The organism is Actinomadura sp. 6N118 (genome assembly GCF_044326415.1).
In the GTDB taxonomy this organism is placed as follows: Bacteria; Actinomycetota; Actinomycetes; order Streptosporangiales; family Streptosporangiaceae; genus Spirillospora.
Window position 1 is genome coordinate 366220 of the sequence record NZ_JBIRAZ010000010.1, and the last position, 26568, is coordinate 392787.

General features: G+C 68.5%; 24 protein-coding genes. 8 read left to right on the plus strand and 16 right to left on the minus strand.

Annotated elements, in window-relative coordinates:
* Positions 1-500: 500 nt before the first annotated feature.
* Complete coding sequence (locus ACH34W_RS27050; protein WP_395963927.1) at positions 501-2504, plus strand: Zn-binding domain-containing protein; 2004 nt, start codon at positions 501-503, stop codon at positions 2502-2504.
* Between the two features lie 60 nt (positions 2505-2564).
* On the opposite strand, the gene ACH34W_RS27055 is transcribed toward ACH34W_RS27050, so the two are convergent.
* From ACH34W_RS27055 to ACH34W_RS27085, 7 genes are all read right to left on the minus strand, one after another.
* Positions 2565-2942 (minus strand): hypothetical protein, encoded by a 378-nt coding sequence (locus ACH34W_RS27055; RefSeq protein WP_395963891.1) that lies wholly within the window; start codon positions 2940-2942, stop codon positions 2565-2567.
* Between the two features lie 223 nt (positions 2943-3165).
* A complete protein-coding gene (locus ACH34W_RS27060; protein WP_395963892.1) occupies positions 3166-4467 on the minus strand; it encodes a hypothetical protein in 1302 nt (433 codons plus the stop codon).
* Between the two features lie 238 nt (positions 4468-4705).
* Positions 4706-5152 (minus strand): Rv3654c family TadE-like protein, encoded by a 447-nt coding sequence (locus ACH34W_RS27065; protein ID WP_395963893.1) that lies wholly within the window; start codon positions 5150-5152, stop codon positions 4706-4708.
* Between the two features lie 79 nt (positions 5153-5231).
* Positions 5232-5597, minus strand: a complete 366-nt coding sequence (locus ACH34W_RS27070) for a TadE family type IV pilus minor pilin (RefSeq protein ID WP_395963894.1) — start codon at positions 5595-5597, stop codon at positions 5232-5234.
* On the minus strand, positions 5578-7017 hold the full coding sequence (gene iscB / locus ACH34W_RS27075; RefSeq protein ID WP_395963895.1) for an RNA-guided endonuclease IscB: 1440 nt from the start codon (positions 7015-7017) through the stop codon (positions 5578-5580). The genes ACH34W_RS27070 and iscB overlap by 20 nt, the downstream gene beginning before the upstream one ends.
* A gap of 371 nt (positions 7018-7388) precedes the next feature.
* Positions 7389-7580 (minus strand): DUF4244 domain-containing protein, encoded by a 192-nt coding sequence (locus ACH34W_RS27080; RefSeq protein WP_395963896.1) that lies wholly within the window; start codon positions 7578-7580, stop codon positions 7389-7391.
* A 222-nt stretch (positions 7581-7802) separates the two neighbouring features.
* Positions 7803-8159 carry a type II secretion system F family protein gene (locus tag ACH34W_RS27085; protein WP_395963928.1) on the minus strand — a complete coding sequence of 119 codons (357 nt, stop codon included), beginning with the start codon at positions 8157-8159 and terminating at the stop codon, positions 7803-7805.
* Between ACH34W_RS27085 and ACH34W_RS27090 the strand changes: the two genes are divergently transcribed.
* Entirely contained in the window at positions 8118-8402 is a 285-nt protein-coding gene (locus tag ACH34W_RS27090) for a hypothetical protein (RefSeq protein WP_395963932.1), read from the plus strand. The genes ACH34W_RS27085 and ACH34W_RS27090 overlap by 42 nt on opposite strands.
* A gap of 214 nt (positions 8403-8616) precedes the next feature.
* Here the strand turns inward: ACH34W_RS27090 and ACH34W_RS27095 are convergent, their stop codons facing one another.
* The 5 genes from ACH34W_RS27095 to ACH34W_RS27115 form a co-directional block, all read right to left on the minus strand.
* Entirely contained in the window at positions 8617-9387 is a 771-nt protein-coding gene (locus ACH34W_RS27095; RefSeq protein ID WP_395963897.1) for a type II secretion system F family protein, read from the minus strand.
* Positions 9384-10565 carry a TadA family conjugal transfer-associated ATPase gene (locus ACH34W_RS27100; protein ID WP_395963898.1) on the minus strand — a complete coding sequence of 394 codons (1182 nt, stop codon included), beginning with the start codon at positions 10563-10565 and terminating at the stop codon, positions 9384-9386. Before ACH34W_RS27100 ends, ACH34W_RS27095 begins: the two co-directional genes overlap by 4 nt.
* A 422-nt stretch (positions 10566-10987) precedes the next feature.
* Positions 10988-12070: a septum site-determining protein Ssd gene (gene ssd / locus ACH34W_RS27105; RefSeq protein ID WP_395963899.1), complete on the minus strand. Its 1083-nt coding sequence runs from the start codon at positions 12068-12070 to the stop codon at positions 10988-10990.
* Positions 12071-13195: 1125 nt separating this feature from the next.
* Complete coding sequence (locus ACH34W_RS27110; RefSeq protein WP_395963900.1) at positions 13196-13816, minus strand: pentapeptide repeat-containing protein; 621 nt, start codon at positions 13814-13816, stop codon at positions 13196-13198.
* 33 nt (positions 13817-13849) lie between these two features.
* Positions 13850-14641 carry an oxidoreductase gene (locus tag ACH34W_RS27115; RefSeq protein WP_395963901.1) on the minus strand — a complete coding sequence of 264 codons (792 nt, stop codon included), beginning with the start codon at positions 14639-14641 and terminating at the stop codon, positions 13850-13852.
* Between the two features lie 329 nt (positions 14642-14970).
* Here ACH34W_RS27115 and acs point away from each other — a divergent pair, with 329 nt between their 5' ends.
* From acs to ACH34W_RS27140, 5 genes are all read left to right on the plus strand, one after another.
* Positions 14971-16941, plus strand: a complete 1971-nt coding sequence (acs, locus tag ACH34W_RS27120; RefSeq protein ID WP_395963902.1) for an acetate--CoA ligase — start codon at positions 14971-14973, stop codon at positions 16939-16941.
* Positions 16942-17381: 440 nt separating this feature from the next.
* Positions 17382-18563: a Na+/H+ antiporter NhaA gene (gene nhaA, locus ACH34W_RS27125; RefSeq protein ID WP_395963903.1), complete on the plus strand. Its 1182-nt coding sequence runs from the start codon at positions 17382-17384 to the stop codon at positions 18561-18563.
* A 509-nt stretch (positions 18564-19072) separates the two neighbouring features.
* The gene (locus tag ACH34W_RS27130) at positions 19073-19546 is read left to right on the plus strand and encodes a phage holin family protein (RefSeq protein ID WP_395963904.1); all 474 of its coding nucleotides are present in this window, start codon (positions 19073-19075) and stop codon (positions 19544-19546) included.
* Between the two features lie 6 nt (positions 19547-19552).
* Complete coding sequence (locus tag ACH34W_RS27135) at positions 19553-20476, plus strand: alpha/beta fold hydrolase (protein WP_395963905.1); 924 nt, start codon at positions 19553-19555, stop codon at positions 20474-20476.
* 130 nt (positions 20477-20606) lie between these two features.
* Complete coding sequence (locus ACH34W_RS27140) at positions 20607-20975, plus strand: DUF309 domain-containing protein (RefSeq protein WP_395963906.1); 369 nt, start codon at positions 20607-20609, stop codon at positions 20973-20975.
* A 20-nt stretch (positions 20976-20995) separates the two neighbouring features.
* On the opposite strand, the gene ACH34W_RS27145 is transcribed toward ACH34W_RS27140, so the two are convergent.
* The 3 genes from ACH34W_RS27145 to nth all read right to left on the minus strand — a co-directional run bounded on the left by ACH34W_RS27145 (position 20996) and on the right by nth (position 24111).
* Entirely contained in the window at positions 20996-22222 is a 1227-nt protein-coding gene (locus ACH34W_RS27145) for a MarP family serine protease (RefSeq protein WP_395963907.1), read from the minus strand.
* Positions 22223-22334: 112 nt separating this feature from the next.
* Positions 22335-22931 carry an NUDIX hydrolase gene (locus tag ACH34W_RS27150; protein WP_395963929.1) on the minus strand — a complete coding sequence of 199 codons (597 nt, stop codon included), beginning with the start codon at positions 22929-22931 and terminating at the stop codon, positions 22335-22337.
* 433 nt (positions 22932-23364) lie between these two features.
* Positions 23365-24111 (minus strand): endonuclease III, encoded by a 747-nt coding sequence (gene nth, locus ACH34W_RS27155; RefSeq protein WP_395963908.1) that lies wholly within the window; start codon positions 24109-24111, stop codon positions 23365-23367.
* Between the two features lie 502 nt (positions 24112-24613).
* Here nth and ACH34W_RS27160 point away from each other — a divergent pair.
* Positions 24614-25300: a Crp/Fnr family transcriptional regulator gene (locus ACH34W_RS27160; protein WP_151559439.1), complete on the plus strand. Its 687-nt coding sequence runs from the start codon at positions 24614-24616 to the stop codon at positions 25298-25300.
* A 322-nt stretch (positions 25301-25622) separates the two neighbouring features.
* On the opposite strand, the gene ACH34W_RS27165 is transcribed toward ACH34W_RS27160, so the two are convergent.
* Positions 25623-26564 carry an MBL fold metallo-hydrolase gene (locus ACH34W_RS27165; protein ID WP_395963909.1) on the minus strand — a complete coding sequence of 314 codons (942 nt, stop codon included), beginning with the start codon at positions 26562-26564 and terminating at the stop codon, positions 25623-25625.
* Positions 26565-26568 lie beyond the last annotated feature (4 nt).

Below are 26568 nucleotides of genomic sequence, written 5' to 3' on the forward strand. Positions count from 1 at the left end.
GCGAACGAGTCGTCCAGCCAGCAACGTCCGGCGAAGACCCGGCCGCAGGCGACAGCGAGTCCGATTCCGAAGCCTCCGAGGCCGCAACGCCGGGCACACCCGCTCAAGCCGGAGCATCAGCGGACACCAAGCCCCCAGCAGCAGACACCGACGTTCACGCCGAAGCCATAGCAACGGCCCCAAGCGCCGAACCTCGAGCCGCAGCCCGATCCGAAGCCACAGTCGGGTCCGGGGCCGCAGCTCGATCCGGAGGCGCAGCCCGAGGCGAAGCCACAGACGGGTCCGGGACCGCGGCGCCATCCGAAGCCACAGCCGGGTCCGGGACCGCAGCGCCATCCGAAGCCACAGCCGGGTCCGGGGCCGCAACCCGATCCGAAGGCGCAGCTCGATCCGGAGGCGCAGCTCGATCCGGAGGCGCAGCCGGAGCCGAAGGCGCAGCCCGAGCCGGAGCCGAAGCCACAGCCAGATCAGGGACCGCAGCCAGAGCCGGGGACCAAGCCATACGGCGACCGCCCGAGGGCACCGTGCTCTATCTCTCCCCGACGAAGGCGCTAGCCGCCGACCAGTTGCGAGCGTTGCGGTCGTTGCGCCTGACTCGCGTACGGGCGGCCACGTACGACGGGGACACCCCGCCGGACGAGCGCACCTGGGTACGGCAGCACGCCAACTACGTGCTCACCAACCCTGACATGCTGCACCGTTCGATGCTGCCGTCCCACTCCCGCTGGACCGCCTTCTTCCGGCGCCTGCAGTACGTGATCATCGACGAGGCGCACGGCTACCGGGGTGTCTTCGGGTCGCACGTGGCGCAGGTGCTGCGGCGGTTGCGGCGGATCTGCGCACGGTACGGGTCGTCGCCCGTCTTCATCCTCGCCTCGGCGACCACATCCGAGCCCGCGACCACCGCCTCCCGCCTGACCGGGCTGGACGTGGTCGCCGTCGCCGATGACGCCTCGCCGCGCGGCCCCGCCACGTTCGCCCTCTGGGAGCCACCGCTCACCGACCTGCGCGGCGAACACGGCGCTCCCGTACGGCGCACGGCCACCGCCGAGACCGCCGACCTGCTCGCCGATCTTGTGGTCGAGGACGTCCAGACCCTTGCCTTTGTACGTTCCAGACGTGGCGCAGAGTCGGTCGCTCTCAGCGCCAAGCGCGCGCTCGGCGACGTGGCCCCGCAGTTGTCGGAGCAGGTCGCGGCCTACCGCGCCGGATACCTTCCCGAGGAACGTCGCGCGCTCGAAGCCGCCCTCCGCGCACGATCGGTCGTAGGACTCGCCAGCACCAACGCCCTCGAACTCGGAGTGGACGTCTCCGGTCTGGACGCGGTCCTCGTCTGCGGCTGGCCCGGCACACGCGCCTCGCTCTGGCAGCAGGCCGGCCGAGCCGGGCGGTCCGGCCAGTCCGCGCTCGCCATCCTGGTGGCCCGGGACGATCCGCTCGACACCTTCCTCGTCCACCACCCGGAGGCGATCTTCGGTACGCCGGTCGAAGCGACCGTGCTCGACCCCGACAACCCGTACGTCCTCGAACCACACCTCTGCGCGGCCGCGTCCGAACTCCCCCTTACTGAAGCGGACACCGAGCTCTTCGGACCGTCCACCGCCGATCTCCTCCCCGACCTCGTGCGCCGGGGATTCCTGCGGCGCCGACCAGCCGGCTGGTATTGGACGCGCAGGGACAGGGCAGCCGACCTGGCCGATATCCGCGGCGCGGGCGGCGCGCCCATCCAGGTCGTCGAGGCCGCCACCGGACGGCTCCTCGGCACCGTGGACGAGGCGTCAGCGCACACCACCGTCCACGAGGGCGCCGTCTATCTCCATCAGGGCGAGTCGTTCATCGTCCAGACCCTGGACCTCGACGACTCGGTCGCCCTCGTCGAACCCGCAGAGCCGGATTACTCGACCACCGCGCGCGACATCACCGACATCACCATCGTCGAACGCCTCCGTTCCACCGCATGGGGCGAAGCCACGCTTTGCTTCGGCACGGTCGATGTCACTCGCCAGGTCGTCGCGTACCAGATGCGCCGGACCCAAACCGGCGAGATGCTCGGCGAAAAGCCCCTCGATCTCCCACCGCGCACCCTCCGCACACGTGCCGTGTGGTGGACGCTCTCGGAGGAGCAGATCGACTCGTTCGGCGACCTGGACCTGGCGGGCGCGGCTCACGCGGCCGAGCACGCCTCTATCGGCCTGCTCCCGCTGTTCGCGACCTGTGACCGTTGGGACATCGGCGGTGTCTCCACCGCCGTCCATCCCGACACGGGCCTGCTGACGGTCTTCGTGTACGACGGCCACGAGGGCGGAGCGGGCTTCGCCGAACGCGGCTACTCCGACGCCGCCGAATGGCTCCACGCGACCCGCAACGCGATCGAATCCTGCGAGTGCGAGTCCGGCTGCCCGTCATGCATCCAGTCGCCCAAGTGCGGCAACGGCAACGATCCCTTGGACAAGACCGGCGCCTTGATCCTCCTAGCCGAACTCCTCCGCCAAGCCCCCTCCTAACCCAAGCCCAGCTGCATCCGGGGCAGGCCTAGCTGCAAGTCTTGAGAAAGCCCCAGTGGCCTATCGAGGTGTAGGAACGGAACGACCAGGGTCAGCCCTGTTCGGAGCGGCGGCCTGCCGGACCCGGGCCAGCTCGCGCTGGAGTTGACGCTTCTCCAGTTCGAGGGTGTGGATCGACTCTTCGTGCTCCTCGCGCAGGTCCCGCAGCTCGCGGCGCATCCGTACGGAACGGTTGAATCCGAACGCCGCTATGGTCATGCCCGCCATGAACAGAATGGCGACCACCACACCCGCCAAGAAGACCTGCCATTCGGACGTGATGCCTGGCACGGTGTCACCGAACGCACTGATCTCGGCGTCTCCGGTGTTGTCCAGGACAACGGCCGCGGCGACCACGATGGCGGCCACCGCCAAGGCAAGACCCAGGAACATCATCATGCGGAGGATCTCCTCTCGGCAATCCGGGCGATCAGGCAGATCTCAGCTGGTTAGGGAGCCTAGACCTTCAACAAAAAGGCCGCCACAACTTCACCGGTCATGGATCCGAATGAGCCGCCCCCAGCAGCCCGAGATGGCCCCAGGAAAACAGGCCTCACCGCCCCGTGGACGGGTCCACAGAAAGCAACAGACGTAGATCAGCGGAAGGCGCCGATGACGTTTCCTACTTGTCCTTACGCCGACGGCCAGTGCGACGCCCCTTGGGACCAGCCTCGGGGGACGAACCCGGCTTGGCGATCTGGACATCGACGCCGTCAGGCCTGCCGAGCCCGGCCGGACGACGCTTGACCGAGGTTCTGTTGCTCGCCGCAGTAGGCGCCGGCGCCTTAAGCACAGCCGTGTCTCCGCCCTTTCCGTTCATGGCGCTGGCCCTGCCAACGGGAGGAAGCGTGCCGGTCTTCGCCACAGCCTCGGCGCGGGCAATCCGCTCACGCGACTTCCTGACCCGCTTGCGTCCCGTACCACCGCGAGCCATCCGCGCCGCCATGCCCTTGCTGCTCACACCCGCCTGCGCAACCCGAAGGCGACGCGTCCAGGTGCCGAGATGAGCGGCGATGACCAGCAGGATCAGCGCGATCCCCACGCTCTTGCCCCACTGCAGGCTGCTGGTGGCCGAGACAGACTGTGCCTTGGTGTTCCCCTGGTCGAGCACCTGCGGCGTCGGGTAGGTGAATCCGGGCGTCGCCCCATAAGGCTGCACGGAGGGCAGCGTGAGCGGTGACTCGTTGTTGAACGGGGTCAGCGGCGCGCCGGACGGGTTCGGGCCAGTCGTTCCCGGAGGAAGCGTGGGGGCGCTCGAACCAGGAGGCGGCGTCGTTGACCCACCGCCGGCGTTGGCACTGGTCGAGGCGGTGCCCGAGTAGACCGAGCCGCCCGAGCCGCTGGGCCGCTTCGCCGTGACGCTCACCGGAACACTCCCGGTGGTCCCGCTGGGCAAGGTCAAGCTTGTGGAGCAACTGGTCCCGGAACAGAACTTGCCAGCCGACCCCGACGTGGAGCCGACACCGCCTGCCTTGACCGAATAACCAGAGAGGTCGTTCTCGAGACCGAGGTTCCAGCTGACGTTCAGCTTGCTGCCCGAGACCGAGGCCGACACCCCGCTGGGCCTCGCGGGCGGGATGGCCACGGTGAACGTGTTGGAGTCGTACACCTTGTTGGTCGGCCGCCCCACGAGGTAGACGGTGTAACGACCGTTGCGCTCCAGGTAGATGGGGGCCGACAAGTCACCTGTGAGGCCCCTCTTGGTGAGGAACGTGTCGCCCCCACCGGGCGTCTTGACGCGGAGCTCCATCGAGACAGCGAAGTCGAAATGAGCCCGGGCGGTCACCGACGAACCGCTCCGGATCACTGAGCCGCTGCTCGGGGTGAGCACGCTGGTCGTCGCGGCGTCCACGGACAAGGGCAGGCCCAGGACGGCAGATCCAGTCGCAAGAACGACCGCACCGACCCTGCGAATCCTGGTCACGGAGCAGATCCCTCCATCGGACGGCGTCAACCGCTTTCGCCGTGCCCGAGGAGCCTGGCCGGCCTCGGGGGGCGAGTGCAGCCGCCGTGTCTCGTGATACCTCTGAGCTTACGGCAGCGTAACGTACCAGCCGGTAGCGAACGTAACAGAAAGGTGACAAAGAAGGAGCAGGTCGCGATCGACCGGGACCCCACACCTTCCTTAGATCCTATTGGCAACCCGTGCAATAAAGCCGCGGTCAGAATACGCCTTCCGTTCCCACAGGACCAGCCCTGGCCCGAGAGGACACCCGCAGAGCATCAGTCGCGATCGGCACCTTGAGCACCACCGTCACCGATATCTCGACGACTCTGCCTCGGACTCCACAGGCCGACAACCGCCCTCCTGATTTTGCCGCGATGGCCTCTGCCGCCCGACACGCGGCAGCCCTGCCCTCGGCCACCCGGGCCGCACCGGCTAACGCCGCGAGGTCAGCAGCGGCATCCGCCCGATGCCGAGCCGCCCGCACGCTCCCCACCGTCATGGCGGTAACAGCAACCACCCAGACCACCGCCATGAACCCCACAACCCACACCACCCCCGACCCGCGATCCGACCCCCAACCCACCGGCCTCGCCAGGAGCAATCCCACCAGCCTCCACCTCCCTCCAGCCGCCGCCCTCTTCCCCTGAAGCCCCGCAACCACCTAGACCACTCCTCTCAACCCGAGCACCCTTACTCCGTTTGCTCGCGCGACTGCGGCCATTGGGGTGAGCCCGGCTTCTTCACGGGGTGGTGACGCCGGGCTCGGTTGCGGCGGCGGCCCGCGCCTGGACTGTCAGGGGGCCAAGGCCTATGGGGGCTGGTGCTCGGACCTGGACGGTCACGTCGACCTGAGTTTCGTCTCCCTTTCGGGAGACCTCGATTGCCGCTCCTGTCGGCAGTGCACGGGCGACGACCTCACGTACGGCCGGAAGCGGTTCCCCACGAGCGGCTGCCCGTGCTCCGCTTCGCGCGGCATCGGTGCAAGCGAGCTGAACGGAAGCAACTGAGACACCCCAGAGAGCAGCCACCGTGATGAGAACCAGCCCTGGCAGCGCGACCGCGATCTCCGCCGTGACCGATCCGCGATCACGGACTGACTCGGTCATCGGGCTGTTCTTCCGTGGAGACCCCGTCCTTAGGGCGGGGAAGAAACGGAGCCCCTGCGGAGCAGGTCAGGGGCCGAGGATTTGCCCCCTGGGCGGATTGTCGTGTCGGGTGGTGGTCGGTCACGGTGCGGGTGTCCTTTCTGGTGTCGTGGTGTAGGCGTAGCCGTCGGCTTGTTTGGAGGAGTCGGAGGTGGCGGTGGTGGATGCCTTGGGCGGTGCCGTGGTGGGTGGTGATGTTGAATCTTCCGGTGGCGCGGACGGCGACGGGGCCGGTGTGGGTGCCCTTGTTCTTGCCCGTGGGGACGGCTGCGCGGACCAGGTCGCCGGTCTGGTAGCCGAAGAAGGTTTTGGTGCGGGGCATTCTCAGGCGGGGGAAGCCGTGTTTGTCGGTGCGGGTTCGTGCGTGTGTGCCGCGCCCGGCGCATCCGGTGACCAGAACCCGGTCGACGAGGTGCCCGATGGTGTCGAGTTTGCCCACGCACAGAGCGTCAAGGGTGTGGGACTTGGGCAGGCCCGCCAGGGTGCGGTTCCACTTGGTTCTGCCGCCCGAGGTGGTGTGGGTGGGCAGCCGCTGATCCAGTGCGCGCCACAGCGCCCACCGGGTGGCGTTGACCGCCGCTGCGTCCCGCAGCGGCGTCTTGGCTTGTGCTAGTACCCGGGCCAGGACCTTGGGCTTGGCCGCCAGGAACTCGGCCACCGGCCGGTTGGACTTGGTCTGGTTGCAGGGGACGCAGGCCAGTGTCAGGTTCGACACCCGATCCGACCCGCCCCTGCTGCGCGGGTGGATGTGGTCGATGTTGAGCGGCACGTTCTCCACGTTGCAATAGACGCAGGACCGCCCCCACTTGGCCAGGAGATATTCGCGGGCCTCGAACCCGGCCAGGGTGCCGTGTTGGTATTCGGCGCCTTCCAGGGGCTTCCCGGCGCTGAGCAGGTGGGTGTCGAACGCGACCCGCTCCACGTGCACCACCCGGACGGGGGCCCAGCGGGCGAGCCGGTCCACCCACGACACGGTGGTGTCCACCCGGTGCTTGAGGGACGGCGCCAGCCACCCCTGCGGCCGGGCCCGGTTGTCGAACCGGGGCGCGCGGTACCGCAGGTTCCGGGACCTCCGGCCACGCCGGTACGCGGCGCGCTGTTGCATCTTCTTGCCGATGAGCGCGCCCCGGTGGTTCAACTGGATGCTGTACCGGCCGCGCCGCTGGCCGCCCTGGGCGGTGAACACCGCGATGCCGGTGTGCTTGCTCCCCGGGTCGATACCGACCTCCACCCCGTCCACCTGCGAGGCGCCAGCGGCGCGGTCTTTCAACCGGATGACGAACGGGGTGTGCCGGACCACGACCGCCCGGCCCTTGTTGAGCAGTTCCCGCGATCTTGCCGGGTGGCACGGTTGCAACGGGGTGCCGTGCTTGTCCAGCACAAACACCGACGGATGACCGACAGATGGTGATGGGTGCCGCTCACGCGGCATCTCCCCAACCCGCGAGGGGTCGGGGGTGACGCCACCGCCGCCAGGTGAAACGACGGTGGTCTCCTCTCGCACATGTCCCGCACCGGATACCGACCGAGAGCGGTGTTCGGTCCCCGTTTCGTCCCTGTTCCCGGGGTTGTCTGCTGAACCGAATTCCAGAGCCATCTGCTGAGGAGGCATAGAGGGGTGGGTCTTCCGTCCTGCACGGAACGTAGCCAACTAAGTCACCTCCCAAATGCGTGTTGGCTTGTGCTGGTAACGGCAGGCCCCCAGCCACTAGGGCTGAAAGCCCCCTCCTTCAGTTCAGGAGGGAGAACCCGTTACCCGAGTTGCAGGGCGCGCTTGATGATCCCTAACAGAAGGGTCCGGACGTCCGGACTCGTTACTACCTTGAACAGCAGTCCGGCGAACGCGGCCGCCGCCACCGTGCCGACCGCGTACTCCGCCGTCGACATCCCCAGATCCCGCGCACCGCGTCGCCATCGCCGTACCGCCGTCTTCATCGCGCCCATCTGAGATCCGTCCCTTCGTTGGTCGGGGCACTCGATTGCGCCCATCTCCAGGCTGCGTCAACGCGCTCCGGACCAACAGGTGAACGCGATTCTGTGGATAACTTTGGCGGCTGCCACCGATGCGAATGCCTCGCGGACGAGGGCTCGGTTGGTTGCCTTCTGCTCCTGCAGCCGCGTAGGGACGTGCGGCTGATCTGCTCAGGACGCCTCGGGAGGCGTCCGTTACCAAGGCAGAAGGATTGTGGAGGCGATCCCGGCTATGGCGGGCACCACGCCCAGCAACATGAAGGCAGGCAGGAAGCACAGGCCCAGAGGGGCGACGGCGCGTACGCCCGCCGCTCGGGCTCGGGCCGCCGCAGCCGTACGGGCCACGCGTCTCTGATCGCTTGCCAATCTCGCCAGAGAGGGCGCCAGTGCGGTTCCGCTGCCGGCGGCGCGAACGGCGGTACGGGCCAAGGGAGCCAGTGCGGGTTCCTTGGCAAGGGCAAGCCATGCGACGGCTGGGTCCACTCCCAATCTGATCTGTACTACGACGCTTTGGAGTTCTTCGCCGAGGGGGCCGCCGACGGTCGTCCCCACAGCCTCTACGGCTTCTCCCCAGGGAGTGCCGCCGCGCAGGCACGCGGCCAGGAGATCGACCGCGACCGGGAGGTCCGCGATCATCCTGCCCGTTCTGCGGCGGCGCTCGGTTCGCTCGGAGCAGCCGAACGACCGGTCCACAGCAATCGCAACCAGGACCCCGACGACCAGACCGACCGGTCCGCCGAAGGCGATCGCGGAGATGATTCCGGCCACGGCGGCTGCGACGCGGCGGGTTCGTAGGTCGTTGCCGGTTGTTGTGTGTTTGGGGTCGGGCGCTGGACCTTTGTTCGCCGCGAGAGGTGGTCGGTGGCCGGATGTTAGCGCCGTGATCAGCCTGCTGAGCCTGCGGGTGGCTGGTCGGGGTGAACGTGGAAGCAGGAAGCCGCAGGCAGCCATGCACAGCGCTGCGGCGAACATCAGCATGCGTGTCCTCGCAACGCTCGGATCGACTGCTTCATCGGGCGGTCTCCGCGGCCTTGGCCAGGCGCTGGGTCCACCAAAGGCCTGTTATGTCGAGGCCGACGCCGACGGTGAGACAGCAAGCGCCCGGAATCGTCCCAAAGAGGAAAGCCAGCGGATTGGCACCCAGCGCGGCTGCCATACCGAGACCGAGCAGGGGGAGACCGGCGAGCAAACGTGCGGTCGCTCGTGGACCGGCCAATTGCGCGGCTACGTCTTGACGCTGTGCTTCCTCATCGCGCAAGGCCGAAGCCAGCCCATCGAGAACCGCCGCGAGCGTGCCTCCGCGCTCGGCGCCGATCCTCCAGCAGGCGGCAAGCAGTCGTAAGCCACCTGCCCCTGGTCTTGCGGCCAGGTGTTCGAGTCGATCCGTAGTGGTTGGCTCCTCGGCTGAGCTGCCGAGGAGTCCCTTGGAAGTTGTGATGACGCTGGAGTCGGGCGAAAGCAGCTCGGCCGCAACTCGACGATCCAGGACGGCGGCGGACGCTGTGAACGCTTCCTCAGGTGTACGACCGGCTGCGAGTTCGGCGGCCATTCCGTCGCACAACTCGATGACACCCGTTCGCCAGAGTTGCTCTTGTCTTCGGCGTGCCCTGAGGTCGGCTGCCCAGGTCTTGGCGGCACCGGCAAGGCTGTTTCTCGGTGGGGAATCGCTTTGTGCTCTTCGGGCCAGCACGAGCCTGTGGACCGCCGGGGGCGGCCCGGTCAGGATCCAGATGGCAGCGGCAGCGCAGAGCGCGGCTGCCTCAGCCACACCGATCATCATGATCCCTCCGTTGGGACGGGATCGGGTGTCCAGCGATGATCAAGGCGGGCGGCGAGGGCGGCGGCGCCCGCTGCGGTCACGAGGGTGCCTTGCGCGGTGAACGACACCGCAGGGAGAACACCGACCAGGCCGTCGGCACCTCGGCACAGGAGGCAGATCTCGGCTACTCGACGGTGCCCGCCGCCCGGCTCGCGTACGAGATGCACGACGACGTCCAGCGCCGCTGCGAGCTGACTGTGCAGTGCTTCGCGGCTCAGGTCGGCCGCACAGCCGAGAGCTTCCAGGCGAGCCGGGACGTCCGCAGCCGCATTGGCATGAAGGGTCCCGCAACCCCCCTCGTGTCCGGTGTTCAACGCACCCAGAAGATCCACTACTTCGGCACCACGCACCTCTCCGACCACGAGCCTGTCGGGGCGCATGCGAAGGGCCTGGCGAACGAGCTCGTGGAGCGTGACGCCTCCGGCCCCTTCAACGTTCGGTGGCCGTGCTTCCAGCCGTACGACATGAGGATGATCGGGTCTCAGCTCGGCCGAGTCCTCTACCAAGAGCAGCCGTTCACCAGGATCTGCTCCGGAGAGCAGACAGCTGAGGAGTGTCGTCTTGCCGGTACCCGTCCCGCCCGTGACGAGGAACGCGGCGCGGGCGGCGATCAGGGCGGCCAGCAATTGGGCGCCTTCAGGTGGGAAAGCCCCCGCCGCGACCAGCTCGTCCAAGGTGAAAGCACGCCGACGTGGTAGACGCAGCGACAGGCAAGTGCCATTGGCGGAAACGGGTGGCAGCACGGCGTGCAGGCGCACGCCACCCGGCAAACGAGCGTCCGCGTACGGGGAGGCGTCGTCGAGTCGTCGTCCTGCGGCAGCCGTGAGCCGCTGGGCAAGCCGACGAAGCGTGGCCTCGTCCGGAAAGCGCATCGACGTGCGGACCAACCCGTCCCCGGCGTCCACCCAAACCTCGTCCGGCCCGTTCACGAGAACGTCAGTCACCTCAGGGGCACGCAGGAGGGGTTCGAGAGGGCCCGCTCCGACGAACTCCGCCCGTAACTCATCCGATAACGCCAGAACCTCACGATCACCTAGCAGCCGTTCCTCCGCGCGCAAGGCCGCCGCGACCTGCCCTGCAGTGGGTTCACCACCCGCGTCCGCAAGCCGATCTCGTACGGCATCAGAGAGCTTTCGCACGCCGCTACCCGCTTTCGTGAGTGGTCATGGACGCTGGACGACTGCACCCCAGCAGATGGTCAAGGTGCTGGGGGAGCCCGTCCGACAGGTCCCTGCGAATGCCGCGAGGGGCAGTTGGCAAGGACAGAGTGAGTGCATGAGCTGGATGTGGTCATGGGGGCCTGTGAGCGTGGCCAGCACGGGATCCGCAGGGACCAAGCGGGTGGCCGACAGGGGCCGAGAGGCCAAATAAGTGCACGTTTAGAGGCGGTGGTGAGCCGATGGTTTGCATGATCGGCGAGTTGTTTGTGGGAGCTGGCTGGGGGCGTGTGGGCCAGGTGAGGCTTGACCGGTCGGTGAATCAGAAGGTGGGTGTCCGTGATTCAGGAGGTGGCTTTGGGGCTGAGACTTGGTTGCGGTCATCTGCTGGAAGGCGAGGTGTGTCATGCGGCCTCTTCGGTTGTGCGCTCGCTTGGTTGCAGACCCAGGTCGTATACGAGGCCGGTGCAGAATTCGGACAGGGGGCCGCGGCGGGTGGCCCGTACGAAATCGCCCTGGTCCAGGGCGGCAGGTAGGCGGCGGTCGCGTTCGAGCAGTCCCGCCAGCGGCAGGTCGAGCGCCTCTGCGATCACGCCTGTCGTGAGCCCGCCCGGGGCGGGGCTGCGGACGATCAGGCGCAGATCAGTGGTGTCCTTGCGCAGCATGGACGCGAGGAGCTCGGCGGCCATCGTGGCCCGTACTTCGGCGGGTACGAGGAGAAAGGTGGCGTGGGCGGCGCGAAGGGCCGTCCGGCCAAGCTCGCCCACGTACCGCGGAACGTCGACGACGACCAGGTCGTAGCCGCGTACCGCCGCGTCGATCAGGGAGCGGACCGCGTCCACGGAGACTGGCACCGGCTCCTTGCGCTGCCAGGAGAGAACAGACAGGTCACCGAGACTGGGCAGCGCCTCGCGGAGGGTGGCCGCGCTGAGCCTGCCACTGCGGTCGGCGAAGTCGGGCCAGCGGGCGCCGTCGTGGTTTTCCAGGCCCAGCACCAGATCGAGGCCGCCCCCGAGTGGATCGCCGTCGATCAGTAGCGTGCGCAAGCCCTGGCGTGCGGCGCTCAGGCCGAGCCCGGCGGACAGGACGCTGACTCCTGCGCCGCCGACCGAACCCGTCACGCAGATCGTCGTGCCGCAGCCGTTCACCGGCTCCGCCGCAGTGGCCAGCGCGTCGATCAACCAAGCTTCGTCACGCGGCAGCTCCGCGAGGTCTTGCGCACCGATCTGTACGGCCAGCTTGTAGACCTCCTCGGTATCCGTGCAGGGCGCCACCAGGACGACGCCGGAACGCCGCTGGAACGCGGTCTCCGCAAGGTCCTTCGCTAAGTCGCTGCCGACCAGGACCAGCGGCGTGGTGTGCCAGGCCGGCCGGGCATGGTCGACCTCACGGGCGACCTCTACCGGGGCCGCCGCAGCGGCTGCGAGTCGTAGCAGGTCATCGACGATCGCGGGGTCGGCTGACACGATCATTGCTGGACTGGTCATGGGGGGCTCCTCGCCTCACGGAGACCATCACCATGCGGTCCCGAGCCCAATGATCGGAAGACCCTTCCTCAACCTGTGGATAACCGACCGACCGGAGGTCGGCTGTCGGCCCGGGTTGCGACGTGCAGCCCGCAGGCGGACACGCAAGGCCGGACGTGCGGGTCGCTGACGCAAGTGCAGGTCGCTGACGGCGGATACGGGGGTTCGTTTGGGCGTTCCCCACCCCGCCGGGGCCGCGTTCGTGCCGAGTGAACCGGCCCCTGTGCTCCTCCACCGGGAGCCGGGCCGTCTTGGGCGGCCCTACGTATAGGGCGACCCCCGCCGGGGGGGAGAGCGGGGGTCGCCCAACGGTCCGGCTCCGGGGGGGTAGAGCCGGCCCGTTTTCCCAAGAAAGCCTCGGGTGAGATCGCACTAAGCCGGACGCCAGTTTGATCTATAGAAGAAGCAAAGACGCTGTCTCCAGTCTAGGCAGATACAACATATGCTGCCCGATCGTCGAGACTTACGTCGAGCGGCAAAGTTGCCTGCGGGTGTCGTTTTTTCTTCCTGGTTGAGATGATCCCTACCCGGAGGAGCCGAGCGGCTCCACAGGGGCACGGATGCGCGCTCTCATCGAGGTTCCCACCCGTCAGCACCCAGCCTGGAAGTCGGAGCGTACAGCAGATCTAATGATCGTTCTGCCGGGTCCGAGATCAGTGCCTAAAAAGAACCGATCACACTCCGTGATCGATTCCGGGGATGGGCGCGAGCGGCGATCGATACGTCCGACAATGGCACGGGCACCCGGAACGGGCCTTGCTGTTCCGTGGGCGCTTCCTCGCTTCGGGGCGCCGCTTTACGAATAGGGGCTTGTCAACTGGGCGAATGAGGCGTAGACAGGTGCTACGGACCAAGTGTCCGAGCACGGCAGCCGGGCACCCACGCGCGACCAGCCGCGGGAGGCGCGTCGAGACGGGCTTGTCCCGTCCGACGAATACAAGTTGCACGCTTTGGTAACCCGGTGTGACGTGACTGGCGGCGGCGCCCTTAGTGGGGCGCCGTTCGCTATGTAGGGGTAGGTGGAAGCCGCCGTAGGCAGAGCGGGAGCGCCGTAGGCCTGGCGCGGGATTTGCCAACAGGTCCCGGCTAGTCGGCGCGAACGTTCAGACCCATGGCCGTGGCGAGCACGATGGCCTGCTGCGGGTCGATGGTCGCATTCTTCAGTTCCACGGTGTACGGGTCGATCGCGGAAAGGTCACTTCCACGCAGGTCTGCCCCCGAAAGATCGGCTTTGTGCAGCCACGCCCCAGACAGATCGAGGTCGCGCAGAGTAGCTCCCTTGCAGCGCGCGCCGGTAAGATCCGCCTCGCGCAGGCGCACTTCGACGAACGACGTACGGCCTAGGTCCGCTCCAGGCAGACCGGTGAACGACCAGTCGCCGCCGCTCACCTTCATCAGGTCGTACGTACATCCGTCGAACATGCTGCCCACGAGCTTGCAGCCGGTGAACGTTGCGTCGAAGAACCTACAGCGCACGAAAGTGCAGTTGATGAACGCGGCGTCATCGTGCGTGGACGCGTTGAACCGCACGCCCCGGAAAGTACAGTCCGTGAAGACCGTCCCCTGATTGCGCACCTCGGTCATGTCCACGTCCACGAACAACACCCGTTCGTGCTGCTCACCCGACAGGTCCCGGGCATCCCAGTCCTCGGACCGGATCGTCGTGTCGGTGGGCGGCGCAGGCCGACCTCCCTTGCGGTCGGCCATGAACGATCAGCCCCTCATATCCGCCATGAGCGATCAGCCTCTCATGAAGGCTTCGCAGATCGCCTGCGAGTCGCGCGCCGCAGCCGCCGTGGCCTCGGCGCAGTGGCGGATCCACGTGGCGACGCCTTCCGGCGTCCCGGTCGCATAGGCCCGGAGGGCATCGGCGTACTGGTCGGCAAGCTCGGCGTGGCCGACTTCCGGCGCCGTCAGCGATTTCGGGTCCACGCCGCGTGCGACCAAGGTCAGGCGCTGAGCTGCGCGCGCCACGATTCCGTCACCCCACCCGAACGGGCGCAACGTGAGCAACTCGCCGTGAACGACCGCCGCCACGACGATGGCCGGCGCCTTCGTCGGGCCGGTCAGCAGGCCGCTGAGCATGTCGAGACGGCTCGCCACCTCGGCAGGAGACGGCGGCTCGCCCAGGTCGAGAACGTCCTTGACGCCCTGGCCCTCACCCCGTGGACGTCCGAGATCTGCGTCATCCACGGCATCAGCCGCAGCCAGTACGTGGAGACGTGCCAATACCTGGCGAGGGGCCTGGCGCCACGTCTCCGCCAGAGAACCCAACTCGGCGGAAACCCGCAGAGCCCCCTGAACCACCGGATCTGTAGGGCTGTTCCCGCCACGCAAGTCGTCCAAGGTAACCGGGACGCCTTCCAGAGCGGCCGAAGCCCTGGCGCCTCGAAGCGCGGATTCAGTGGAGACTTCCGCACTGCGACGACGCAGAATGCGATGGCCCAGCAGCCGGTCCACCGCCTTGCGGGCATCGATGACTGCCGCGTCCACGCCAGGGAGGACGGCTACTTGGGCAAGGGCATCGGTCACGCGCCTGACTTTATGCGGTCCCAAGCATCGCCCTCACCGCCACCCCGCCCTCGCCGAACGCCGCCGAACGCCGCCGAACGCCGCTGGGCAAGCCCTACGAGACTGGCAGTAAGTTCCCCAAACCCGGGTACGCCCCCCCGCACGCACCCGCACGCCCCGAGAGGAATGCGCAGGTCCGGCTGTGTCGGGCATCACATACCATCCTTGCGGAGCCACCCGCGCTGGATGTGTCACGTCCATCTGCCAGGACAGGACTTGTGACCCAGGTCCTATCCCTGGTGAAGTGGGCTCACCGGGCGCCTTCCTCTTTCGCTAGCAAGGAGTACGCGTTGAGCCAGAGTCAAGAGACACTTTCCAATCTGCTGCAGGAGACGCGGCGCTTCGACCCCCCCGCCGAGCTCGCCGAGGCCGCCAACGTGAAGGCCGGTGCGTACGACGAGGCAACTGCGGACCGGCTCGGCTTCTGGGAACGGCAGGCCGACCGGCTGACATGGGCCAAGCGCTGGGACACAGTGCTCGACTGGAACAACCCCCCGTTCGCCAAGTGGTTCGTCGGTGGCGAGCTCAACGTCGCGTACAACTGCGTCGACCGCCATGTGGAGGCGGGCAAGGGCGCCAAGGTCGCGTTCCACTGGGAAGGCGAGCCCGAGGGCGACACCCGCACGCTGACCTACGCCGATCTGCAGCGCGAGGTCAACAAGGCCGCGAACGCGCTGCTGGAGCTCGGTGTGCAGAAGGGCGACCGCGTCGCCATCTACATGCCGATGATCCCGGAGCTGCCGATCTCGATGCTCGCGTGCGCGCGTATCGGCGCCACGCACTCGGTGGTGTTCGGCGGGTTCTCGGCGGACGCGCTCAAGACCCGTATCGAGGACGCCCAGGCGAAGCTCGTGATCACTGCTGACGGCGGCTACCGGCGTGGCAAGCCGTCCTCGCTCAAGCCGACCGTGGACGAGGCGGCCGCCGCGGCCGACTGCGTCGAGCATGTGCTCGTCGTACGGCGAACGGGCGAAGAGGTCGCGGAGTACGAGCGGGACGTCTGGTGGCACGACATCGTCGACCGCCAGGCCGACCAGCACACCGCCGAGCCGCATGAGGCCGAGCACCCGCTCTACATCCTCTACACGTCCGGTACGACGGGTAAGCCGAAGGGCATCCTGCACACCACCGGCGGCTACCTGACCCAGGTCGCCTACACCCACCACGCGGTCTTCGACCTCAAGCCAGAGACCGACGTCTACTGGTGCTCGGCCGACATCGGCTGGGTGACCGGCCACTCCTACATCGTCTACGGCCCGCTCGCCAACGGCGCGACCAGCGTTATGTACGAGGGCACCCCGGACACACCGCACCGCGGCCGCTGGTGGGAGATCATCCAGAAGTACAAGGTCTCGATCTTCTACACCGCGCCGACCGCCATCCGTACGTTCATGAAGTGGGGCGACGACATCCCGGCGCAGTTCGACCTGTCGTCGCTGCGCGTCCTGGGCAGCGTCGGCGAGCCGATCAACCCCGAGGCGTACGTCTGGTACCGCGAGCACATCGGCGCGAGCAAGACCCCGGTCGTCGACACCTGGTGGCAGACCGAGACCGGCGCCATCATGATCAGCCCGCTGCCGGGCGTGACGGCCGGCAAGCCCGGCGCGGCCATGAAGCCGCTGCCGGGCATCGTGGCGGACGTGGTGGACGACCAGGCGCAGGGCGTGCCCAACGGCGGCGGCGGGTTCCTGGTGGTCAAGGAGCCGTGGCCGTCGATGTTGCGGACGATCTGGGGCGACGACGAGCGGTATGTGAAGACGTACTGGTCGCGCTTTGACGGGCTCTACTTCGCCGGTGACGGCGCCAAGAAGGACGAGGACGGCGATCTCTGGCTGCTCGGCCGGGTCGACGACGTGATGCTCGTCTCCGGGCACAACATCTCCACCACGGAGGTCGAGTCGGCGCTGGTCTCGCACCCGAAGGTGGCCGAGTCAGCGGTCGTGGGGGCCACCGACCCGGTCACGGGGCAGGCCATCGTCGCGTTCGTCATCCCGCGTGGGAACGCCGGCGAGGAGGTCGAGGGCCAGGACTTCATCAAGGAGCTGCGCGACCATGTCTCCAAGACGCTCGGCCCGATCGCCAAGCCCCGCCAGATCATGATCGTTCCGGAGCTGCCCAAGACCCGTTCCGGCAAGATCATGCGCCGTCTCCTCCGCGACGTCGCCGAGAACCGCAGCGTCGGCGACGTCACCACACTGGCCGACAGCACGGTGATGGACCTCATCTCCGAAAAACTCCCCAGCGCCAAGTCCGAAGACTGATCTCCACATCACAAACGCCCCGGGCGCCCTCCTCCAAGGGCCCGGGGCGTAGTGCTGCCTAGGGCCGAGGCGCGTCGTGCCGGCTCCGGCTGCCGAGGCATCGCGCCGCCCCGGGCCGGGCGCATCGTGCCGCCTCGGGCCGGGCGCGTCGTGCCGCCTGGGGCCAGCGGCGTCGTGCTGCTCTCCCGTTCACCCGCGCTACTGGAGAGAGCGTCTACCCCGCAAACCGGCTCATCGGAGTGGCGTTAGCAACGATCACTGCGGGTAGGCTCCCCCGCAGGTGCGCCGGGAAGTCTGGTCGGCAGGGGTCGTTCCGTCCCGTTTAGCAGCGGGGGCCAGGCGGCTTCGTACGAACGTCCGCTACCGCTCCCGGGGGACCTATGCCGCGCCGTGTCGCCGCCCGATGGCCGTTCCGGCCGACCGCCAGGTACAGCCGCAACTTGGCCGAGGCGCTCCGCGCCGAGACCGTCGGCGGCATCATCATGCTGGCGGCAACGATCATCGCTCTCGTCTTGGCCAACACGTCATGGTCGCGCTTCTACGACGACCTGCGGACGTACGAGATCAGCCCGTCCTGGCTCGGCCTCGACCACATGGACCTCCAGCACTGGGCGTCGAGCGGCCTTCTGGCGGTCTTCTTCTTCATCGCGGGCCTCGAACTGCGCGAGGAGCTCACCCACGGTGAGCTGCGCGATCCGCGGGACGCCGCGCTGCCGGTGATCGCGGCGGCCGCCGGGGTGGCGGTGCCGGCATTGATCTTCCTGGCGGTCAGCGCGGGCGAGCCGGGCGCGGCGCGCGGATGGGCCGTGCCGACGGCCACCGACATCGCGTTCGCGCTGGCCGTGCTGGCGGTGACGTTCACGCAGTGCCCGGCGCCGTTGCGCGCGTTCCTGTTGACGCTCGCGGTCGTGGACGACCTCATCGCGATCGCGATCATCGCGGTCTTCTACACAGACAAACTCGCGTTCGCGCCTCTGCTGGCCGGCGTGCTGCTGATCGCAGCGTACGGAGCGTTGCAGGCGAAAGGGCTCCGCTCACCCTGGGTGTACGTGCCGATCGCCCTTCTGGCCTGGTACGCCATGCAGCGGAGCGGTGTCCACTCGACCGTCGCCGGAGTGGCCCTCGGCATGCTCACCAGCAGCCGCGAGACCCCGGACGACCGGCCCACCAACGCCGAGCAGGCCGATCATGTGCTGCGGCCGGTTTCGGCCGGTTTCTGCGTGCCGGTGTTCGCGTTCCTGTCGGCCGGCGTCGCGCTGAACGGCTCCGCGCTGGGAGCCGTCCTCGGCGATCGGCTGGCCCTCGGCGTGATCGCCGGGCTGGTGATCGGTAAGTTCGTGGGGGTCTTCGGCGGTGCGTGGGCGGCCGTCCGGCTCGGGCTCGCCACACTCGGGGACGAACTGCACTGGCGGGAGATCGCCGGCGTGGCGTTGCTGGCCGGTGTCGGCTTCACCGTTTCGGTGCTGATCGGCGGTTTGGCCTACCCCGACCCGGCACAATTCGAGAGAGTGACAACAGCGGTCCTGATCGCGAGCCTGCTCGCGTCAGCGGCCGCCAGCTTGGTTTTCCGGCACCGGGTCCGGCAGCGCGGGCGTACGGAGGTCTCCGACGAGGGCGGATGACCCCCAGGCCAGGGCGGGCCAACTCGGGCCAAGGCGGACCGACCGCCAGGCCAGGGACGGCCGACCCGGGCCAAGGCGGACCGACCGCTGAGGCAGGGGGCCGACCCGGGCCGGGCGGAACGGCCGCCGAGGCAGGGCGGGCAGACCTGGGCCAGGCGGACCGACCGCCAGGCCAGGGTGGGCCTACCCGGGCAAGGCGGACTGACCGCCGAGCCAGGGTGGACCGACCCGGGCCAAGGTGGGCCGGGCGCCAGGCCAGGGCGGACCCACCCGGGCCAAGGTGGACCGGCCGCCAGGCCAGGGCGGACCCACCCCGGGCCGGGGTGGATCTACCCCGGGGCAGGGTGGCCGACCCCGGTCGCCATGTCGGAACGCCCGGCTGTCAGGCTGTGGCCGCCGCACGACCAGTGGCCCCGGCAGGACCGGTGGCCCCATGAGACCGGTGGGCCCCCGCAACCGGAGGCCCGCAACCGGAGGCCCGCATCTGGGGCCTGGAAGGAGAGAGCGACATGACCGAGGCACTGCCGGGCGAGCGCATCGAGGACAAGTCCCTCGGTGAGCTGGTCGCACTGGCGTCGAGCAATGTCTCCAATCTGGTCAGGGCGGAGATGGACCTGGCCAAGATGGAGCTCAAGGGCGATGCCAAGAAGGCGGCGCTGGGCAGTGTGATGTTCGCGATCGCCGGGCTCTGCGGCGGCATGATCGTGATCCTGCTGTCGATCGCGCTGGCGTACGGCCTGGTCGCGCTCGGCATCTGGCACTGGGCCGCGTTCCTCATCGTGGCGGCGCTGTACGCGGTGCTGGCGGCGGTCCTGATCGGCATCGGCTACCTGCGGATGAAGAAGATCGATGGCGCCAAGCGAACCCGACGCACCCTCAAGGACGATCTGACGATGCTGCGCAAGCGCGGTGATGATCGTGAGCTCGACAAGGACCGTGAGCTCGACAAAAAGGGCGCGGAGACTCCCGCCCTGACGGACTGACCGCGCATGGCCGCGCGCGACGAATCGGTCATCGAGATCGATGGACCCTGGACCCACCGGGCAGTCAGCGCCGGCGGCACCCGCTTCCATGTGGCGGAGATGGGTGAGGGGCCGCTGGTGCTCCTCCTCCACGGCTTCCCCGAGTTCTGGTGGTCGTGGCACAACCAGCTGGTGTCGCTGTCGGCCGCGGGCTACCGCGTGGCTGCCGTAGACCTGCGCGGGTACGGCGGAAGCGACAAACCACCGCGCGGCTACGACCTGGTCACCCTCGCCGGGGACGCCGCCGGTCTCGTGCGCGCGCTTGGGGAGGCCAACGCGATCGTCGTCGGCCATGACCTGGGTGGTCTGCTGGCGTGGACGATGGCGGTCTACTACCCCAAGGTCGTACAGCGCCTGGCAGTTGTCAGCGCTCCGCATCCTCTGCGGCTGCGGCAAGCCATACGGGCGGATGTCCGGGGCCAGGCCTGGGCGACCCGGCACACGCTCGGATTCCAGGTCCCCATGTGGCCGGAACGTCGCCTCGTACGCGACAACGCCGCTCTCGTAGGTCGCCTGCTGCACGACTGGTCCCGTCCAGGGTGGCCCGACGAACGTACAGAACGGCTCGTACGGCGTGCAGTGCAAATCCCCGGGGTGGCCCACTGCGCCTTGGAATACCACCGATGGCTCGTCCGCTCCCTGCCCCGCCCCGACGGGATTCGCTACACACGCCGGATGCGCACGCCCATCCAGGTGCCGACCCTGCAACTGCACGGTGCACTGGACCCTTGCACGCTCCCTAGCAGCGCCCAAGGCTCTGGCAGGTACGTGGCCGCCCCCTACCGCTGGAAGCTCATCGAAGGCACGGGTCACTTCCCGCACCAGGAACGTCCCCGTTCGTTCGACACCCAACTCCTCGGCTGGCTGAACGACCCCGAACCCGACCGCTGAAACACCCAGGTTGAACGGGGCGTACCGTGGCCCCATGCGGGACCGGGATGAGACGGGACGGGCACGGAACGCACGGCCACGGGACGCGTACGGCCGCCCATTGCCCCACGGAGCGGCCGGGGAGCCGACCATGCCCGACGATCTAGAGCTCCCTCCACCGGAGGCTCTGGACGAAGCTCAGCGGCTTTTGGACGCCGATCGTCCCTTCCACGCCCACGAAGTCCTCGAAGCCGTCTGGAAGGCCGCACCAGCCCCCGAACGCGAACTTTGGCGCGGTCTCGCCCAGGTCGCGGTCGGCATCACCCATCTCCGCCGCGGTAATCCCCCCGGCGCCAAGGCCCTCCTGTCCCGAGCCGCCGACCGCCTGGAGCCGTACGCCGCCCAACCGCCCTACGAAATCGACGTCCCAGGCATCATCCGTACGGCGCGCGCCCTAGCGGAGCACCCCGAAGCGACCACGGACCCAGTCCACCTGAACCTCACCCGAGCCCCCGCTTAGGCCCGAACCTCTGGCGGGGGTTAGTCGGAGCAGTTGCCGGTGGAGGCGGGGAGGGTGGCGGTGGCTCCGGCGCGGGCGTCGGAGGCGACCTCTTCCGCGGTGAGGGCGTAGCCGGTGGGGGTCTCGGTGTCGAGGGCAGCTGCGAAGATCACGCCGTAGACGCTGCCGTCCTTGGCGAGGAGGGGGCCGCCGGAGTTGCCAGGCTCGACCTTGCCGCGGATGGCGTAGATCTCACGGCTGACCTGGCCCGAGTGGTAAATGTCCTGGCCGCGTGCGGTCTGCCGGGCGCGGATTCGGGCGGCGCTGGCGGTGAACGGGTGGTTCTTGGGGAAGCCAGCGATGATCGCGTCGTCCTGGTTACGGGCGGGGCCGGAGAACCTCAGCGGGCGCACGTCCAGGCCCGGCACGTGCAGCACGGCGATGTCGCGGCGCGGGTCGTACAGCACGACGCGGGCGGCCGACGCGTTCGGGCCTCCCAGCGGCCGTACCTGCGACTCGCCGCGGGCGCCGGCGACCACGTGCGCGTTGGTCATGACGCGTTCGGGCGCGAAGACGAAACCGGTGCCCTCGATGCGACGCTGGCACTGCGGCGCGACACTGACGATCTTGACGATGCTGCGCTTGGCGTTCTGCAGCCCCGGGGTGCTGAGGAGCCTGTCGTCGGGCGGGGGCACATCGGTGATCGATTCGCCGCCGAGGCCGTTGAAGACCTGCGGGAAGCCGCTGTCCTCCTTGACGAACTTCTTGAACGAGGTGAACCACGTCTGCGCCTGCTGCGGCATCATCGTGTCCACGCCCTTGATGATCGACGAGCTGCCGACCTGCGTTCGGATGGGCGTGAACGCCGACTGGGACACCAGGCTGCCGAAGAACCAGGCCACGAGCACCAGGGACAGGGCGCTCACCACGGCACCGCCCGCCGCGTCCACCGTACGGGCGTTGATGCCGGTCACCCGGTTGCGCAGCACGGCGCCGGCAGACGAGGCGATGAGCTGCCCGAGGGTTGCCGCCAGGAAGGCGATGACGATCGCCAGCAGCGCCTGCTGAGCCGTCCCCTCCACCACCGCCTCTGCGATCGGTGGCGCCACCAGGACTCCGACCACGCCGCCGCCGACAAAGCCGACGAAGCTCAGCAGGCTCACGATGAAGCCCTGCCTGTAGCCAGAAACTGCGAACAGCACAATGAGCACTAGCAGGATCAGGTCGAGAACGTGGTCGCCCAGCACGGCTTCACCGTATAGCTCCATGGCCGGTGTTCACGTCCCCTCTGCGGACCAGATTCACTGACCCGGCGTACGCGCGGGGGACGACAGCACTCAACCGCCATACCCGCGAGGGGTGACGCTGAGGTGTCGCAGATCAACCCCGAGCAGCGAGGTTAAGGACTTCGGGTGGCAGATCCTCAATGTGATCAGGGTCCCACGGCCGATCCCAGCCGCCGGCTTCCAGAACCCGGGTGAGCAGGCCCGCCGTGAACCCCCAGACCAGCATCCCGCGGGCCTTGAACGCCGGCCCCAGGGTCATGCCGGACGGATGCCGCACGGTCAGGCGGTTGGCCGGATCGACCAGCTCGGCGATCGGCACGCGGGCCACGGTGGCGACCTCGCCGGGGTGTCCGGGCGAGACCTCCGATGGTTCCCGCCACCAGGCGGCCACCGGCGTGACCCGGTAGTCGCTGCGCGACAGGTAGAGCTCCGGCAGAACGGCGAGGACGTCGCATCCGGAAGCCTGGACGCCGGCCTCCTCCCAAGCCTCACGCAGGGCCGCGCCCACCGGCCCGTCGTCCTCCGGATCGATCCGGCCACCGGGGAAGGCGGGCTGGCCGGCGTGCTTGTTGAGCGTGGCGGCCCGTTCGGTCAGCAGGATGTCCGGCCCATCGGGCCCGTCGCCAAAGAGGATCAGGACGGCTGCGGGCCGCGCGTTCCGCGTGGGGCGCAAGAACGGCGGAACCGTCATCTGCGGCGCCGCAGCGATGAAGTCGTTGAGCCACTCGGGATACGAGGCCGCCTTTTCCGTCACGCCACTCCCAACCCGATCATGCTCTCGATCCTTCCCATTCCCGTCTTTCCCGGCATCCAGCCTTCACGCCCCCGCATCGATGCTGACCCCTTACCCGCAGCCCGATCAGCGGCTCCCTTGCCCGCAGTCCGATCTTCGCCCGGGCCTGCAGTCCGATCTGCAGGCCAGGTCTGCGGCCAGGTCTGCGGCTGGGTCTGCGGCCGGGTCTGCGGCCGGGTCTGCGGCCGGGTCTGCGGCCCAATCTTTGGCCTGGTCTGCGATCCGATCTTCGGCCCGATCTGCGGCCGGGTCTGCGATTCGATCTTCGCTCTCCCTTCGCCCAGGGCGGCCCATGGTCGGGGCGAGTCCCTGCAGCGGCGAAGGGCAATGGTCAGTTGGGCGGGCCGTTCTTGACCAGCTTGCGGGCGGTCTCCTCGTCCACGGGGCCCTCGCCGAACGACGGGCAGAGCCGGGCCAGCGGGCAGACACCGCAGGCGGGACGGCGCGAATGGCACATGCGCCGGCCATGCCAGATGAGCCGGTGAGACAAGATCGTCCAGTCCTTGCGCGGGATGAGCTCGCCCACCTCGTGCTCGACCTTGATCGGGTCGGTCTCCGCGCTCCAGCCGAACCGGCGCACCAGGCGGCCGAAATGGGTGTCGACGGTGATCCCGGGAACGTCGAAGGCATTGCCCAGCACGACGTTGGCGGTCTTGCGGCCGACCCCCGGCAGCGTGACCAGCTCGTCCATGGTCCGGGGGACCTCGCCGCCGAAGTTGTCACGCAGCGCGCTCGACAGCCCCAGCAGTGATTTGGCCTTGTTGCGGTAGAACCCCGTCGGCTTGATCAACGTCTCGAGATCTTCGGGATTGGCGGCCGCCATCTCCGCGGCGTCCGGGTACTTGGCGAAGAGGGCTGGAGTCGTCAGGTTGACCCGTACATCCGTGGTCTGAGCCGACAGGACGGTCGCCACCACCAGTTGGAACGCGTTCTGGAAATCCAGCTCACAGTGGGCGTCCGGGTACGTTTCGGCCAGGATCCGGTTCATCCGCCGAGCCCGGCGGACCAGCGCGAGCCTGGACTCGGGGGCCTTGGAGCGTGGCCTGGGGCTCATCGAACCCGCCTCAGTCGTCGCCATACCCGCAAGAGTAGAGCGCCGAGCGACAAGGGACGGGTCGCGCGCGGCAAGGTGCAGGTCCCGCGCGGCAACGCAGGGGGTCCCGTGCCGGCAATTTGCGAGTCCCTCGCAGCCAGAGGCGGGGTCGCCAACAGGACAGGCCGATGACCAGATTCCTGTCCGTCCGATATTGGGCGGAGAGGTCCGGTGTGACGGCCTTCACCCGATGGTCCGTACACTGGTCAGGCAGAACTTCGGCGACCAGCAGATCCTACGACCCGCAGGAGCGGCTCGCAGCGGACGCCGGGACGGATCGGCAGCGACCCGCCCGGACCGTGAACGAGTCCGAACGCGGTCTCGTACGGGGCTGGTGGCTCGCCGGAGCCGAGACGGGATCACCGTTTCGAGGCATGAGGACGAGGCAGGCGCACGTCCTCGGTTTCGGCGCGCCGTGACCCCCGCCTTCGCGTACGCGGTGGGACGTACGTCACACTAGTCATGTAGGTGTTCGAGGAGGAGAAGCGTGACCGACCGCGACGTGGACGTTCTGAGCAGAGCTCCGCTTTTCGAGGCCCTCGACGAGCAGGGGGCCAAGGCGCTGCGCGCCAATGTGACCGAGGTGCGACTGGCCCGCGGTCAGACGCTCTTCAACGAGGGCGAGACGGGCGACCGCCTGTACGTCGTTCTCGAGGGCAAGATCAAGCTGACCAGGACCGCGCCGGACGGCCGTGAGAACCTGCTGAGCGTGCTGGGCCCGAGCGAGATGTTCGGTGAGCTCTCGCTGTTCGACCCGCGCCCCCGCACGGCCAGCGCGATCGCCGTGACCGAGTGCCGCCTGGCCGGACTTGGTCACGATGACCTGCGGCCATGGCTGACCGGGCACCCGGAGGTCGGCGTTCAGCTGCTGCGCGCCCTCGCCCAGCGGCTGCGCAAGACCAACGACATCATGGCCGACCTTGTCTTCACCGACGTGCCGGGCCGTGTGGCCAAGGCCCTGCTCGACCTGGCGGAGCGTTTCGGCCAGCCGTCCGAGAACGGGCTGCACGTCCACCACGACCTCACGCAGGAGGAGCTGGCCCAGTTGGTGGGCGCCTCACGCGAAACCGTCAACAAGGCCCTGGCCGACTTCGCCCAGCGCAACTGGCTGCGCATCGAGGCCCGCGCCGTCGTCATCCTCGACATCGACCGTCTCCGCAAGCGCTCCAAGTAGGCCCACAAGCACAGGCCTCCGCAACGTAGACCCGCAGGCAGAGGCCCTCCGCAACGTAGGCCCGCAGGCGCAGGCCTCCGCACTAGGCCTGCGGGCAGAGGTCTACGCAGCGCGCGGCGCCGCCATCCCCGGACGCCGCGCGCCATCGCCTTCGACCACGCCTGAACACCTCGGACCGCGTATCTCGCTTTGCGAGGACCCCGTGCGGGCCGGTCCGTCCTGCACGGCGGTAGGTCTTGCGCGGCGGTGGGATCCTGCGCGCCATGTGGAACCTGCGAGAACGATGGGGCCTGTGTGATTGGGGCCTGCGCGGGCGGTGGGGTCAGAGGGCGCGGCGGTCGTTCAGGTAGTCGAGTTGGGATTGCACCGACCACTCGGCGGCGGGCCAGAGGGACTTGTCCACGTCCGCGTACACCACCTCGACCACCTCGCGGGCCGTACGGGCGCCGGCCTTCACTGCGGCTTCCACCTGGGCGAGGCGTTCGCGGCGGTGGTTGATGTAGTGGTCAAGGGCGGCGATGGGGTCGTCCAGCTTGGGGCCGTGGCCCGGCAGGATGGTGGCTGCTCCAGCCTCCTCAGAGAACTTCCGCAGCCGGTCGAGGGAGCTCAGGTAGTCACCCAGCTTCCCCTCCACCACGGTCGTCCCGTACCCGAGGACGGTGTCGCCGGTGAGCACCGCGCCATCGGCCGGGATCCAGAACGTGAGCGAGTCGTTCGAGTGTCCCGGGGTCTCCATGACCCGCAGTTCCAGGCCACCGGTGGTGACGACGTCCCCTTCGACCAGGCCCTCGTCCCCAAGGCGATGCCGGGGATCCATCGCCCGTACGGGCACCGCCGGGCCCGCGAGTTCGGCGAACTTCTTGGCCCCCGCCGAGTGATCCGGATGCCCGTGGGTCAGGAGAACGAGGCCGACCCGCCTGCCCTGACCGGCGACGATGTCCGCGACCCGGCTCAGGTGCTTGGTGTCCTTCGGACCGGGGTCGATGACGACGGCCTCTTCCGCGCCGGGCTCACCGATGATCCAGGTGTTGGTGCCGTCCAGGGTCATCGCGGACGGGTTGGGCGCCAGTACGCAGGTCGCCCGTTCCGTCCCCATCCCGTCGATCTCCCTCATTTCACCCATCTTGCCTGAGCGCCGGTCGGGGTGATCGACCGGATTCCACCCGAGGCGATCGAGGTGCCGCAGCGCCGACGTGCCGCTGAGCCGGTACATGGCGGCCTGCCAGAGCGGCGCCTTGTACCTCGCCAGCCGCCGCGGAAGCATCTCG

Coding starts and splice junctions, on each gene's coding strand:
- nth (WP_395963908.1), bottom strand. CDS start 24,111: ATGGCGACGACTGAGGCGGGTTCGATGAGCCCCAGGCCACGCTCCAAG.
- ACH34W_RS27135 (WP_395963905.1), top strand. CDS start 19,553: ATGGCCGCGCGCGACGAATCGGTCATCGAGATCGATGGACCCTGGACC.
- ACH34W_RS27165 (WP_395963909.1), bottom strand. CDS start 26,564: ATGCTTCCGCGGCGGCTGGCGAGGTACAAGGCGCCGCTCTGGCAGGCC.
- ACH34W_RS27145 (WP_395963907.1), bottom strand. CDS start 22,222: ATGGAGCTATACGGTGAAGCCGTGCTGGGCGACCACGTTCTCGACCTG.
- ssd (WP_395963899.1), bottom strand. CDS start 12,070: ATGACCAGTCCAGCAATGATCGTGTCAGCCGACCCCGCGATCGTCGAT.
- ACH34W_RS27095 (WP_395963897.1), bottom strand. CDS start 9,387: ATGATGATCGGTGTGGCTGAGGCAGCCGCGCTCTGCGCTGCCGCTGCC.
- ACH34W_RS27130 (WP_395963904.1), top strand. CDS start 19,073: ATGACCGAGGCACTGCCGGGCGAGCGCATCGAGGACAAGTCCCTCGGT.
- ACH34W_RS27070 (WP_395963894.1), bottom strand. CDS start 5,597: ATGACCGAGTCAGTCCGTGATCGCGGATCGGTCACGGCGGAGATCGCG.
- ACH34W_RS27140 (WP_395963906.1), top strand. CDS start 20,607: ATGCCCGACGATCTAGAGCTCCCTCCACCGGAGGCTCTGGACGAAGCT.
- ACH34W_RS27110 (WP_395963900.1), bottom strand. CDS start 13,816: ATGGCCGACCGCAAGGGAGGTCGGCCTGCGCCGCCCACCGACACGACG.
- ACH34W_RS27080 (WP_395963896.1), bottom strand. CDS start 7,580: ATGGGCGCGATGAAGACGGCGGTACGGCGATGGCGACGCGGTGCGCGG.
- ACH34W_RS27055 (WP_395963891.1), bottom strand. CDS start 2,942: ATGATGATGTTCCTGGGTCTTGCCTTGGCGGTGGCCGCCATCGTGGTC.
- ACH34W_RS27150 (WP_395963929.1), bottom strand. CDS start 22,931: ATGACGGTTCCGCCGTTCTTGCGCCCCACGCGGAACGCGCGGCCCGCA.